Genomic DNA, 13,512 nt, shown 5'->3' with positions numbered 1-13,512 from the left:
AAAATACAGGTTAAAGTATCAGTCAAAGTGGGCAAAAATAAATTAAACAATAAAACGTAAGTCGCTTAAAAACTAATTGGCTACTTACACTATAGCAATGTAGTCATTCGCAAAAAACGCCTAGTTATGATAGCTACATATGATATATATATTACTTATTCTTTCAATAATTCCCGTTGTAGTTGTTAGTTGTGCAGCAATCGTGTTAACTTGCGGGGCGATCGCATTAAAAACTATACTGGAATCAACTTACAGCCAATCCCTACAAACGTACTTTCCTTTGATTATTTTTGGTTGCATCTCTGTAGCAGTTATAACTTTGGGAAAAGCAATTGTTTGGCTTTTAAATCGTTGGCAATTTGACAAAAGATTTTTTTTAGCAAGTGGTACGCTAGTCAAAAGTTTTGCTGGAATGCATGACATGAAGATGGCAATGTTACCAATGCTAGTAGGAAGTGTGACGTTTTGCATCTCAACGTTCTGGCTGAAACTGCATTTTGCCAAAAAAACAGCCTTTTGGTGGCAGGTTGGTGTTGCGATCGCAATCCTTGCAGTAAGCGCAGGAATACACTATGCATATCCTACGGCTCAGCTAGCGATAGAAGTCGCTGACCTTACCACAATAGTTGTTTTACTTTTAGTCGTACAGCAAGCTTTGAGTTCGCGCCGTTTGTATACGGAAGTAGCACTTGCAGAAAGTCAACGTCGATTAGCAACTTTGATCGACTCGTTACCAGGAATTGCGTTTGCGTGTAGTAACGATCCTAACTGGTCAATGACCTATGTCAGTGAAGGTTGTTTAGAACTCACAGGTTACTGTAGCGAAGAATTAATCGGCATAACAGGATTATATAACGCTATTACTCACCCAAAAGATTTACCAAGAGTTCTACAGAGTATTACAAAAGCTGTAGAAGCACAGCAGCCTTACGTCATTGAATACCGGATTAATACCAAATCTGGCGAACAAAAATGGTTATGGGAAAAAGGTAGCGGGGTTTTTGATAGTCATGGTCAAGTTTTGGGCTTAGAAGGATTTATTACAGATATTTCTGAATTAAAACGTTCCGAAGCTGCACTTAAAGAAAGCGAACAAAGATATCGCGAATTATTTGAAAGTCATCCTTGTCCGATGTGGGTGTACGATATTGAGACACTCGCGTTCCTTGCTGTTAACAACGCCGCGATCGCGCATTATGGCTACGAACGCGATGAATTTTTATCCATGACGATTAAAGATATTCGTCCATCAGAAGATGTCGCGAGTTTGCTGCAACAGCTAAAACATCTCAAGTCTGAACTTAGTCCCCACGGAATTTGGAGACACCGCAAGAAAGATGGAACGATTATCAAGGTAGAAGTTTCGTGCCATTCACTCACTTTTTTAGGAAAGCGTGCTGCTGTTGTTTCGGCGCATGATGTTACTAAAAGAATTCAAACTGAAGAAGCACTAAGACAAGCAGAAGCAAAATATCGTAGTATTTTTGAAAACGCCAGTGAAGGAATTTTTCAAACGACACCCACAGGGCAATATCTCAGCGCCAATCCCGCACTTGCACGAATCTATGGCTATGATTCACCCGAAGAACTCGTAGCAACTGTAACTAATATTGAAAAGCAACTTTATGTCGATCCGCATCGCCGTGCTGAGTGTATTCGTTTGATGCAGCAGCACAATTGCGTATCAGGGTTTGAATCACAAGTTTACCGCAAAGATGGCAGTACAATTTGGATCTCAGAAAACGCCAGAATTGTCCGTAATATTCATGGCGACATTGTATGTTATGAGGGTACAGTTGAAGATATCACGACGCGCAAACAAACCGAAGCGGCGCAAGCTCGCTTTACAGCTATTTTAGAAGCAACAACAGACTTTGTGGGAATTGCCGATAGTCAAGGCAAACCCTTGTATCTCAATCAAGCTGGCTACAAAATATTAGGGTTAGATCCGCAACAAGACATTTCACGACTCAACATTTTTGATTGTCATCCTGATTGGGCAAATCAAATATTTCTTGATACAGTCGTTCCTACTTTACTTTCCCGTGGAGTTTGGAATGGAGAAATGGCGCTACTCAACCGCCAGAAAGAAGAAATTCCAGTGTCACAAGTGATTGTAGCCAAAAGCTCAGCGGCTGGAGAGCTTGATTTTGTTGCTACTATTGCGCGCGATATCAGCGAACGTAAGCGCTTAGAAGCGCAACTTTCGTACTTAGCTAACCATGACTCTTTGACAGGCTTGTTCAATCGTCGCTACTTTCAAGCTCAATTAGAGCATTATTTAGAACTAGCTCTTGAGCGCGATCGCGAATCTGGGGCTTTAGTTTTAATCGATATCGATGACTTTAAAGATATTAACGATACGCTAGGACACAAAGCCGGAGACGATCTCCTCAAAAATCTCGCAACTTTACTACAAGAACAAATCGAGGAGAAAGATATCTTAGCACGTTTAGGGGGCGATGAATTTGCGATACTCGTTCCCCAAATTTCTTTGCATGATGTTGATTTGATCAAACAAAAAATCGTCGGCGCACTCAAAAATCATGTAGTTATAGCTAATGGGCAGCCTGTACGAATTACAGCAAGTATCGGTGCTACTGTATTTCCAGACCATGGAATTGTAGCAGATGAGCTTTTTGCTCATGCTGATCTCGCGATGTATAAATCAAAAAAACTTGGTAGTAATTGCTTTAGCCTGTACACTCCCGATCCGCATTGGCAAGTTCAAATCCAATCGCGAAATTTCTGGAAAAATCAAATCCGCGAGGCGCTTGAACAAAATTTGTTTGTACTGTACTGCCAACCAATTTTAGATTTACAACAAAATACTTTTTCTTGCTACGAAATTCTAATTCGGATGTTAGGAAAAGATAAAGAGATCATTAGTCCTAACACGTTCTTACCAATTGCTGAAGAATGTGGGTTAATCTCTCATATTGACCGATGGGTAGTTTGCCAAGCAATTCACCTCATCGCAAATCAAGCAAAAGTAGGTAACAATCTGCGCTTGGAAGTTAACATCTCTGGGAAATCTTTATCTGATAGCGAACTCTTACCGATGATTCAGCAAGAACTTGCGACAACAGGTATTAATCCTGCATCTTTAGTGTTAGAGATTACAGAAACAGCGGCGATCGCCGATTTTTCTCAAGCACGTAAATTCATTAATACGCTCAAACAAATCGGCTGTCAATTTGCGATCGATGATTTTGGCATGGGTTATTCTTCGTTTGCCCAACTCAAGCACCTACCAGTAGACTATCTCAAGATTGACGGGAGTTTTATCAAGAATTTAGCGAAAGACGTTCTCGATCGCCACTTAGTCAAAGCGATCGTGGAAGTTGCGCGCGGGTTATCTATTGCTACGATTGCAGAGTTTGTTGCATTACCAGAGACATTGCAGTTACTTCATGAGTTAGGTGTCAATTATGCTCAAGGTTATTATATTGGTGAGCCAATGCCAGTAGCAGAATTATCAAATCAGTGGGGTAGCATCGCAAATGATGAAGCGCGACGTTCTCATTGGCATTTAAGTACACAAATAGTCAAGCAAGCGTATACGCTGACTTCTTCTTAACTAAGTTGGCAACACGGTTTCGTCATTACTGAAATTTCTCAAACAGAGTTTTGATTTAGCATCCAATTAATTAAAGTGCAATAATATCAATGCTTTTAATATTAAGTTTTGTTAAAGTTGACGTTATTGCTAAAAAACAGTAAAATTAGATACAGAAAATGCAACGTTCATCTCTACTTTTTTTGATAAGAATCCGCCTTAAGTTAGATGCTTTGTAGAGACGGAAGTAGGGAAACTTCCCGAAGGAACGCACTTTACATAACCTAAAACCTATCAAGGAATCTAGTGAAAAGGCTACAAAAATGAAACTTACTTATCGAGGGGTCAACTACGAATCCAGCGAACCTAATATCCAAATGACTGAGGGAGATATTGGCGGTCAATATCGAGGTGTGAATTGGAAACAGCGTTACCCTCGGCATATTCCTGTACCTCAGCCAGTTGTTGGTTTGAAGTATCGTGGAGCTAGCTACAGCGTAGGTCATCCGATTGATGTAGAAGCTAGTCTTGTTCGCAGGCAGTATACAGAGACAGCCAAGACTAAACTAAAAGCAGAAAATCAGGTATCAACCGCAAGTAGTCGTCAGAGAGCATTAGAAGAATTAAATCATACTCATATCGCCAACATTCGCCAAAATTTAGAACATCGGCTACAAGTTGCACGCGCGCGAGGCGACCAAAAATTGATTCAAATGCTGGAAGTCGAAGCCAAACAGCTTGTTACAAATAAATAAGTTAGAATCAATCTGCTAACGCCAGTCATCTTAACAGGATGCTGGTTCGCTCAATGGAACAATCTTTTGCGCGATACTGGCTCCTCTAGTTCTTATTTAGTTAGGGAAAACTATTTAACAACAATATTATCAGTCTAGAGTCGATGATTAATGCTAGATATACACTGCAAACCTCTAGCTTAATTCGTCGATGAAGTAGAAGAGGATTTTAAATGAAAGATAATGCAGTCTAATTTTGCTTATCTCTTCTGATCGTCAACTTCTATCTTAATGTTAAATAGAATTGGCGATTTTTACTTGCAGATCCGATAGTCTTACTCCGTTGCTAAAAATATTTGTGTTAATTGCCTTAATAAATGACATTTGTTCTCCAGGGGCAATGCCATTACTGCTATCCAACGCAATGGCTTCACTCGCAAGGATGCGATTATTACGTTGATCGATTACATTGAATTGAATGATTGGTAATTCACCTACTTGATTTGATTCATTCGTCAGCGTTCCTTTAATTTCTGGCGTTCCGTTCTCTGAAAGCTCAATTCTTATGTCAGAGACGCGCACGTTATTCAGTGGAATCATTCGTCGTGTAGTCGCCGTCAGTTCTCTGAAAGAAGATGGAGATTTGTTGTCACAAAGATTATTAGATAAGTCGATAAACTGTCCGCGCCATTCTATGTAGCATAGAGAGTCTTGAGCAACTAGTACAGTAGGAAATAGGCTGAATACTGTACTAAGAATCCATATTTTGTACATCGAATATTTTTAAGAATAAAGTTATATGAATTACACCGCAAACGCTAAGTGTATTTATTAGAACTCATAGAGAGAATGACACTTGCTATTAATCTAATTATAGATAACTTATAACTGTTTACTTCTGGCGTCAAGAGGAGAAAAATTAAAATGATATTTTGGCAGCAATGTTATATAAAAATTCAGGTTTTGTGTAGTGGCAAAACCTGACAAATCGTGTCATACAAATGAGTTTTCCTCTAACAGTTTCCAGGCTTTCTTTTACAGATGGTGTTGAGCATATTGACAAAGCGGGAGTCTGGAATAGAACTACCTTGATACAACGGATCAGTCGCTACAGGACCGTATGACGTAACACCAATAATTTGATTTAATCCTGGATTTCTGCCACCATTTTGCCCGACAGCGGCGACACCGAAATTTTGTACCCAAGGTCCACCACTCGAACCGCCGCGCATATCAGAGCCATACTCTACTGAATTGGGAGTACGGGTACGAAAACTTTGGGCAGTAACTTGATGCATTTTGTTGCCATTATCAAGATTACCTGGATAGCCTAACAAAGTTGCGTGGTTGGGAAAAAGACTAAGCGTTTTAAAACCCAAAAAACCAGTTACTTGACCGATTTTACGATAAACGCCATTGAAGGGTAGGTCGTTGATTTCAAGCATCGCGTAATCAGCAGCGTTGGGAACTACACCATTACCCTTTGACCAAGCATCTGTAGTAATGACATAACTCCAACTCCAAGATTTAAACGGCGCAGCACCATCGCGATAAGCAGGAACAAATAAGAAATTTGTGAAGAACCCATTTTGACCACCGTTACCGCTATGAACGCAGTGACCTGCTGTAAGGACAATTCTTTGCTTAATCACTGCACCAGAGCAAACAAAGTCGCCTTGACCTGGTTGAGTAAAGAAGAGTTTTCCGACTGTCCTGTATGGATAGACAGTATCTGCGGAGAGGGGAATCAGTCGAGAACTTGTGAAATACGCACCTACTGAACCCGCATTATTCGGTTGTACTGCTTCGTCAGCGACCGAATTAGAATTAACTTGGCTCGGTTGAAAGAGCTTATTCTGTAAATTAGGGGCGATATTAATGGTTGGTGCTTGACCACTTGCACTGATTGGCGTTCCTGCTAAAGGTGTCGCTTGTGTTGTTATCTGACTGTTCGTAGGTTTAGGTAAGTTTAATGGTTTTGCATTTTGCAGTCGCTGTGGTGTCCAGTAGCTACTGCTACTGTTAGCAGTCACACTATCGTTAGTTTTAAAGATAAAGCCAGGAGCCGCGATCGCCGCAGTTGGCAATGCGCTCGCGATCGCCACAAATGATAATACATACGAGCGGGTCAGTTTTTGCATCATGTTTATTCTTCCTCTTTACACCACTAATTCAAGTTCAGTTACTATGAAAATTGAAGGCTTTGAATACAATCACTTTTTGTCTCTTTTAGTTATTCGGGTGAGATTATCTAAATTCTCTAAGTATTTCACAAATCTTTAATTTGTCAATTTTTGCCTGGATTAAATGTGTTTTTAACAGTTTCATAAATATAACTTTGAGCCTCAATAAAATATTTATTCGTGTATTATTGTATTTTGTTATTGCTTTAATTATCTTAAAAAAATAGTATTATTTAATACTAAAAAAGTAAGTAATATTGCTTAATTCACTCGAATTTGGTATTATAGTAGTTGACAGTGAAGAGAGTATGGGAAGACTTTGTCAACTACCAACTGTCAACTATCAACTATCAACTACCAATTGTGGCTATCTCGCTTTATTTCTTGCGACATGGACAAACTGAATGCAGTCGAAATAATGCTTTTTGTGGTGCTATTGATCCAGATTTGACACCAGAAGGACTAGAAATGGCACAAGCTTTTGCTGCGGCTTATCGCGATACTGCTTGGACTGCTGTTTTTTCTAGCCCAATGCAACGCACGATCGCAACTGCTAAACCCTTATGCACAGCGATCGGAATAGAACCACAACTGCGCGACGGTTTAAAAGAAATTAACTTTGGCAAGTGGGAAGGCTTATCAGTCGATACCGTCGCCCGCGATTATCACGATGATTATATTCGCTGGTCAGCAGATCCCGCATGGTATCCGCCGACGGGTGGTGAGTTAGCTGTCGCGATCGCTTCTCGTGCGATGCAAGTTATTGAGGAAATCAAAAATCGTTACAGTAGTGGCAATATTTTGATAGTTTCGCACAAAGCAACGATTCGCATCATGTTATGTAGCTTACTCGGAATCGATGTCGGGCGCTTCCGTTATCGCTTAGGATGCCCTGTTGGTGCGATTAGTATTGTAGAATTTGGGACGCATGGTCCACTGCTTCAGGCTTTAGCCGATCGCACGCACCTGAATGAGCATTTGCGATCGCTACCTGGAACTTAATTAAGAAACTGGGGAAACAGAGTAGCAGGTAGGCGGGAGTAGGGTAGTAGGGATTGAAAGTATGAAAGTTAGAGGGTAATTTCTCTAGTACTCGAACACTCGCTCACTCGCCAACGCTCCCACACTCCTACACTCCCACTAATCACTCCTCATCTCTACACTTAATAGTCCATTTCGTGCAAATTATGCCGCTCATCGTTACCGATATCGAAAAATTCACCTGTTTGACCGCGTACAGTAGTCGATAAAGAGTAGATATTGCTGCGATCGTAAGGTAACTCTATTTTGAGAACATAATGAACATCTCGCAATCCTTTAAACCAAAATTGACCTTGGTCGTCGGTACGAGTTGTTTGTGGAGGAATAGAATTAATTGTGACTTTGGCATTGGCAACGACACCATGTCCACCGTGGATGCGGCGAGTATCGGCTAATTTACCATAGAGTAAACTATCTCCATGAGGACGCGCTCGAAACGCTAGAGTTGGTTGCAGCATCAGTAGAGTAAATACTGTTACTGCGATGGCGATACCTAATACTAAGCGCAATTGTTTAGAACGCAGTAGTTTTCTGAGTTTGAACATCGTTGCGACTCTTGGTTTACTCAATGTCATGATTCAGCCTCCGCAGCAGTAATCGATGGTCTACCAGTCGCTAAGTCTTGACGGTTTCTCACACCAGAAATAACAGCAGCCATGCGTTGGAAGACTTCAATATTATCCATAACACCAGTGAATAATCCGGCTCCAGGTCCTTGAGCAGCGATCGGAACATCATCTGCTGTATGATTAGCAACCGTAGTTTCGCGTTCTAAGTCATTGGTTAGCAGTAAACCATTCGGATCGCGCTCAGGATTAGGTTCAGTACCATCCTCACCGGAAGGAGGTAAATTTAAGTCATCAGTAAGAAAGTCAGTGCGGAATGTTGGTCGCGCGGAAATTCCGATCGCTAACTTAATGCTTGGATTTGCTTCGTTCGGATAGCCATCGCCATCTGTATCTTGATAAGTTGTAAAACCTGCATCTTCAAACGACTGCATGGCATCATTTAAATCAATTCTGCCTTCGCGAATTGCTTGTGAGTCTACTGTACCACCGACAGTTTGACCTTGAGCGTGATCCGCAGTGACAAGAATCAGTGCATTAGGATTTTGGGCAACGAATTGGCGTGCTTCTCCTACGGCGTCATCCAAAGTTAAAACTTCATAAAGTGTTCGATCGGGATCGAGAGGGTGCGCGAGTTTATCAGATTGCGAAGACTCAACTTGCAGCATCCAACCCTGGGGCGACTTGGCTTCAAGAACCGCGATCGCTTTTTTAGTCATTTCTTCGAGCGTGGGAATTGTAGCAAATTCTGACGGTACAGGAGGAGTTAGCTGACTTGCGCCTCTACCGTCAATTGTTGCTCTACCACGTGCAATTAATAAATCGAGTACTGATGGAGTATTTTGTGGACCTAAAGCCGCACCTTCACGAAAGTCTCCTAAAAATAAACCAAAGATGGGGCGATCGTTAGGAGCTTGATTCATGCTGTTCAAGTCGGTGACAATACTGTAACCTTGTTGCCGAGCAACAGCGACGAGATCTTGATTATCGCGACGAAATACTGTATCTCTAAATTGAGCCGCGGCGTTTTCGTCAGGGACGTAATGACGCGCTCCTGGACCGAGGAGAACATCAACAGGTTGCGATAATTCTTTTAAGCTACGATATCCGGTTTCTGGTAAATACCAACCATCTTGAAAAAAGTCAAAATACTGTTGCGCGATCGCCTCATATTGAGCGCGTTGTACTTGATTGGCTGCAAAGGATGAAGGTGTCGCGTCCGTTGTAAACGCGGTTGTCACCATTCCAATACCCCATTTGTATCTCCGCTTCATGTACTGGGGTAAAGTTTCAATTCGCGGATTATCCAGCGGATTTTCGGGTGTATTGTCAGGAAACGCATTGAGTGCATTGTTAATGGTTTTTGCCCCAGAAACCCAAGCAGCCGCAGTATTCGCTGAATCGGGAACAATACTATTGAGTGAGTGCGTAGCTACTAAACCCGTAACTGGCATTTGCTCTAAATTAAGGTAGCCACCTGGTTGACCATCTTTAACACCGTATTTCATCAAACGCGCCCCTGTGCGTAACGGTGTCCCCATACCATCGCCAACAAAAAAGATAATTTTGTTTAAATTACCTCGTTGTTGAAATGGTTGAACGCGGTACGTATTGCGTGCAGAAACTTGGCGTCCGTCGATGTTCAAAGTTGCGACAATTTCGTAACGTCCTGGCTGAGGTAAACTCCAGTTTCGGAATGTTTGACCAAAAAGGTTTGACCCTTCGGGCGGTTGTCCGACTTCGATGGAACCACCAGGTCGTTGCAGCTGTTCGTTGATTCGCTGTCTAAAACTTCCAGTAAAGTTATTGCCGTTGATTGTGATAGACTCTAATTTCGGTGTTGACTGCGCCGGAATTAAGCTTTCTACACGCAAATCAAAGCGTTGCCCAACCAGTAAAGTTGTGTTATTTGTAGGCCAGATGCGTACTAGTTCTTCGTTTGCTCCTTGCGCTTGCACAGGTAACACAGTAGCTAGCCAAATCATCGTTATGACGATCAAAAGACTAACTACTTTCCATCGCTTCCACACAAACTGAATTGAGCATAAACTGCTCATCGCAAAATCTCCTCTAATGATGGAAATAAAAGTTTTTCCATGTCGCGTTTTTCACAGTCGCAAGCATTTGTAGTAGCAGGAGAAGCTTTGCCAAATAGCATCCAGAGGCTTTGTAGCAGTAGCGCTGTAGCCGAAATCGCAACGAGTCCTGATACTAAAAGACTAATTGCACTATCAGCCCACATCCAACCGAGCCAAGAAATTGCGATCGCGGCTAGAATTACACCAACTGAACTAAATAAATCTGATATGACGTGCAAGAAAGCTGCTTTAAAGTTAAGGTCACAGTGACTGCACTCGTGTAACCAAAAAGCATTACAACCATTAATTCCTAACCCGACTACTGCTGTAAGCAACATCGGTAGGCTAAGAATATCTGATGACGTTGGCGATCGCATCCTCGCAATTGCTTCGGTCGCTACCCAACTTGCCAAAATAATTAAACTTAGACTATTTAGTAGTGCGGCAAATAATTCAATGCGACCATTCTTGTCCTTAGCGCGACGTTTAGCGCTTTGCGCCATCCAGCTTGCTATCAGCGTTACTCCTAATGCTGCAACATCTGAAAGGAGATGACCTGCATCTGCTAACAGCGACAAACTGTGGACCCATAACCCAACACCAAGTTCAACAGCAAAAAAACTGATCTCCAGCCCAAGTGCTAGTTGCAGTATTTGGATTTTCCGCGTGTTCGAGTGCAATTTTGGCATTATCACAGAGTAAAAATGGCAACCTTATGTAGTATCAGTTGCTCTAGAGAAGCATAATGTTTCTCAACTTGCAACTTAATTCTCACTACTCTGACACGGAGTAAATTAAATGAATCCTTGTGCAGATTAGCAACTATTAGATTAATGAATCAGTAAGCAAACTTTAATTTTTGGTAAATTAAAGCGGTTTTTTGCTAGAAAAATTGGTAATTATTACTAAATATTTTTGCTAACAACTAAACTTTAATTTGCATTTATTTTCTGATTAACTTTATCTATAACATGATATAAGTTTAGACTTTTGGTATGATTCCTGATATCTACACGATTCCTCTGCTTCAGTTAGCTTCTGGCGATCGCTTGTCGCTGCAAGTTTATCGATTTGTTGGTGATAAATCTGGGAAAAAGGCATATATACAAGCAAATTTACACGGCGCGGAAATTGCAGGTAATGCCGTGATACATCAGCTAATTGAGTTTTTTCAAACTTTACAAAATACTGAATTGATTGGTGAAGTTTGGCTAGTACCTGTATGCAATCCCCTAGGAGTCAATCAGCGATCGCATCATTTTGCTTCGGGACGCTATTGTGTTTACGAAGGCAAAGACTGGAATCGCATTTTTTGGGATTATGAAAAAAGGCAAAAAGATTTAAAAGAATTTGCTCAAACGCAAATAAATTTAGATAAAAATACTATTAGAATAAACTATTTAAATAAAATTATCAACTGCTTTGCGACGCTTGCTGAAAAAATTCATTCGCCTAGCAGCGTACCTTTTACCGAACTTTTTCGCTACCGATTGCAATCACTGAGTATTGATGCTGATTACTTAATTGACCTCCACACGTCTAGCGATCGCGGGTTAGATTATCTTTACTATTTTCCCCGCCGCGAACTTAGTGCGCAATACTTTTTACTTGATTATGGAATTTTACTGGATGACTACGATGGCGATGCTTTTGATGAAGCTTTTATCAAACCCTGGTTAGCATTAGAAAACACTTTTCAACAGCTAGGACGAGAGATTGTTTTTGATGTAGAAGCCTGGACATTAGAACTTGGTTCAGGAATGCAAATGCAACCGCAGTCGGTAGAAAAAGGCGTTGCAGGAGTGAAAAATTATTTACTGCATAAAGGTATATTAGCAATTAATAATACAAAGGCGATCGCGCACAAAATGACTTTTACGTTAAAAAGTCAGATAACAAAATATTATGCTCCGGTTGGTGGTATGGTGCAAGCGCGAGTACCACTTGGTAGCAAGGTTAAAATGGGAGAAAGGCTATATCAAATTCTAATGTTTAATAAAACTGGAGAATTGCCTTATGTCATTGATATTTGCGCAGAAAAAGATGGTTTTGTTTATGATGTTGCTACTAATTATGCAGTGAATGAAGGCGAATATGTATTAGCAATAATGTAGTTTAAAGGACAGGCAGAATGCCTATCCCATAAGTTATTTAATCTCCCATACAGATATTTAAGCCTCTGGCAGTTTTGACGAGAGTTCCATGCGGATCAACCGCGCGATATTGAGCGATCGCTTCGGCGATGGGGACGCTCACAACTTGACGATTTTGCCATGTTACCATTTGATCGTATTTTTGCTCGGCGATTAAATCAACGGCAGCGACGCCAAAAGCTGAAGCAATCAGTCTTTCTAACGGTGAAGGAGTTCCACCGCGTTGAATATGTCCCAAAACGGTGACGCGGGTTTCAGCACCAATGCGATGACAAATTTCATCTGCTAAATACTGACCGATACCGCCATATCTGCATTCACCCATGCGATCGGTACTCACAACCGAATTGCCAGTTTCATTGCGTACAGCTTCAGAAACGACGATTAAACAGTAGTTTTTGCCTTGTTCTTGGCGTTCTTTAATATTACGGCAAACTTGGTCAACGGTATAGGGAATTTCAGGAATGAGGATAACATCTGCACCGCCAGCAATTCCGGCGCTAATGGCGATGTGTCCCGCATCGCGCCCCATCACTTCCAAAATCATAACGCGGCTGTGACTCGCAGCGGTAAAATGCAATCGATCGAGGGCTTCGGTTGCAATACTCACCGCAGTTTCAAAACCAATTGAAAGTTCAGTAACTCCGACATCGTTATCAATTGTTTTGGGAATGGCAACTAAGTTAATGCCTCCTTGTTGGGCAAGACGCCGTAAAATTGCTAAGCTACCATCGCCGCCAATTCCGATTAAGGCATCTAAGTTGAGTTGACGATAACCTGCGATAATTTCCTCAGAGCGATCGCATACACTACCATCCGCCATTGGATAAGCAAACGGATTGCCTTTATTGGTGGTGCCTAAAACTGTACCGCCAGCCGTCAGCAAAGAATTTACCTTCTCAATGTCCAAAGCGATATACTTCGGTGGTTGCTGCATTAACCCTAGCGTAGCTTGGCGAATACCCAACACTTCCCAACCGTAAGTCCCTACCGCGCGATTCACCACTGCCCGAATCACAGCATTTAATCCAGCGCAATCACCGCCACTGGTAAGAATACCAATGCGTTTGTGTTCTCCCATGTTGACTTAAGCTAAAAGTCCTCTTTAGAAGATGATTAAACTAGATTAGGTAGACACTTTTTGTAAATTTCCGCAGGACTTTATTATTTGTGATTTTTGGCAAAGAAACTATATTAA

Annotated in this window: 10 protein-coding genes and 1 riboswitch; of the genes, 4 read left to right on the top strand and 6 right to left on the bottom strand. The window is 41.4% G+C overall.

The genetic code is table 11. The annotated features are described in order from the left end of the window. Nucleotides 1-202 precede the first annotated feature (202 nt). Both GLO7428_RS25810 and GLO7428_RS02130 read left to right on the top strand, forming a co-directional pair. On the top strand, nt 203-3,580 hold the full coding sequence (locus GLO7428_RS25810) for a PAS domain-containing protein (protein WP_051038386.1): 3,378 nt from the start codon (nt 203-205) through the stop codon (nt 3,578-3,580). Between the two features lie 162 nt (nt 3,581-3,742). Further along, nucleotides 3,743-3,834, top strand: a riboswitch (Glutamine riboswitch). 48 nt (nt 3,835-3,882) lie between these two features. Continuing rightward, nucleotides 3,883-4,314 carry a DUF4278 domain-containing protein gene (locus GLO7428_RS02130; protein WP_015186907.1) on the top strand — a complete coding sequence of 144 codons (432 nt, stop codon included), beginning with the start codon at nt 3,883-3,885 and terminating at the stop codon, nt 4,312-4,314. 273 nt (nt 4,315-4,587) lie between these two features. Here GLO7428_RS02130 and GLO7428_RS27605 read toward each other — a convergent pair whose 3' ends face one another. Next, complete coding sequence (locus GLO7428_RS27605) at nt 4,588-5,067, bottom strand: hypothetical protein (RefSeq protein ID WP_015186906.1); 480 nt, start codon at nt 5,065-5,067, stop codon at nt 4,588-4,590. A 239-nt stretch (nt 5,068-5,306) separates the two neighbouring features. Further along, on the bottom strand, nt 5,307-6,437 hold the full coding sequence (locus GLO7428_RS02120; protein WP_015186905.1) for a serine protease: 1,131 nt from the start codon (nt 6,435-6,437) through the stop codon (nt 5,307-5,309). 402 nt (nt 6,438-6,839) lie between these two features. Here GLO7428_RS02120 and GLO7428_RS02115 point away from each other — a divergent pair, with 402 nt between their 5' ends. Next, nucleotides 6,840-7,478, top strand: a complete 639-nt coding sequence (locus GLO7428_RS02115; RefSeq protein WP_041918821.1) for a histidine phosphatase family protein — start codon at nt 6,840-6,842, stop codon at nt 7,476-7,478. 161 nt (nt 7,479-7,639) lie between these two features. On the opposite strand, the gene GLO7428_RS02110 is transcribed toward GLO7428_RS02115, so the two are convergent. From GLO7428_RS02110 to GLO7428_RS02100, 3 genes are read right to left on the bottom strand one after another with little or no spacing between them, the layout of a single operon-like run. Further along, nucleotides 7,640-8,092, bottom strand: coding sequence for a carboxypeptidase-like regulatory domain-containing protein (locus GLO7428_RS02110; RefSeq protein ID WP_015186903.1), 453 nt, complete (start codon nt 8,090-8,092; stop codon nt 7,640-7,642). Next, nucleotides 8,089-10,140 (bottom strand): alkaline phosphatase, encoded by a 2,052-nt coding sequence (locus GLO7428_RS02105; RefSeq protein WP_015186902.1) that lies wholly within the window; start codon nt 10,138-10,140, stop codon nt 8,089-8,091. The genes GLO7428_RS02110 and GLO7428_RS02105 overlap by 4 nt, the downstream gene beginning before the upstream one ends. Next, a complete protein-coding gene (locus GLO7428_RS02100) occupies nt 10,137-10,850 on the bottom strand; it encodes a cation diffusion facilitator family transporter (RefSeq protein ID WP_015186901.1) in 714 nt (237 codons plus the stop codon). The genes GLO7428_RS02105 and GLO7428_RS02100 overlap by 4 nt, the downstream gene beginning before the upstream one ends. A 306-nt stretch (nt 10,851-11,156) precedes the next feature. On the opposite strand from GLO7428_RS02100, the gene GLO7428_RS02095 reads away from it, so the two are divergent. After that, entirely contained in the window at nt 11,157-12,275 is a 1,119-nt protein-coding gene (locus tag GLO7428_RS02095; RefSeq protein ID WP_015186900.1) for a succinylglutamate desuccinylase/aspartoacylase family protein, read from the top strand. Nucleotides 12,276-12,312: 37 nt separating this feature from the next. Here GLO7428_RS02095 and GLO7428_RS02090 read toward each other — a convergent pair whose 3' ends face one another. After that, nucleotides 12,313-13,395 carry an ATP-dependent 6-phosphofructokinase gene (locus GLO7428_RS02090; protein ID WP_015186899.1) on the bottom strand — a complete coding sequence of 361 codons (1,083 nt, stop codon included), beginning with the start codon at nt 13,393-13,395 and terminating at the stop codon, nt 12,313-12,315. Between the last annotated feature and the right edge of the window lie 117 nt (nt 13,396-13,512).

This window comes from Gloeocapsa sp. PCC 7428 (genome assembly GCF_000317555.1).
Classification (GTDB): Bacteria; Cyanobacteriota; Cyanobacteriia; order Cyanobacteriales; family Chroococcidiopsidaceae; genus Chroogloeocystis.
The sequence above is the reverse complement of the archived record's forward strand: the minus strand, read 5'-3'. Positions and strand labels throughout refer to the sequence as shown.